1 pseudogene is annotated in these 505 nt (G+C 34.7%); it reads right to left on the bottom strand.

Annotation, left to right across the window (positions count from 1 at the left end):
- A pseudogene (locus H2280_RS08485) lies at positions 1-505 on the bottom strand (flagellin); the annotation flags it as partial.

Genomic DNA, 505 nt, shown 5'->3' on the forward strand with positions numbered 1-505 from the left:
ATTTCCTGCAGAAGTTTTCAAAGTGGCAAATTGAGATTGTCCTGAACCTGATGAAAATCCAGAACCTGCTGAAATATTATAGTAACCCGATGCTCCAGACATATCACTTCTAACAAAGGCGACTGTATTTTGTAAAGTTACAGATATATTCTTTCCAGAGCCTATTGAAAATCCAGAACCTGCTGAAAATCCATTACCCTTACTCATATAGACACTAACAGTGCTAACATTCATAACAATTTGTTTTCCACCGCCTTGATAAGCATTAAAACCCATAGCATCAGCTACATTAGCATCAATTTGTCCTTTAGATTCTCTTAAAGATACCGAAGCTTGAGAAATCATATCAGCTGATCCCATACCTATAGCACTAAGTCCTGTTCCGCTTATATTAATATCTCTACCATCATTTTTAACTAAAGATAATCTTCCATAATTTTCTTTTTGACTATTTAAAATACCAGAACCTACACCAATATCTCCAGTTATTTTTATACCTCTACCA

The sequence above is a fragment of the Campylobacter sp. 2457A genome (genome assembly GCF_020135895.1).
In the GTDB taxonomy this organism is placed as follows: domain Bacteria; phylum Campylobacterota; class Campylobacteria; order Campylobacterales; family Campylobacteraceae; genus Campylobacter_D; species Campylobacter_D taeniopygiae.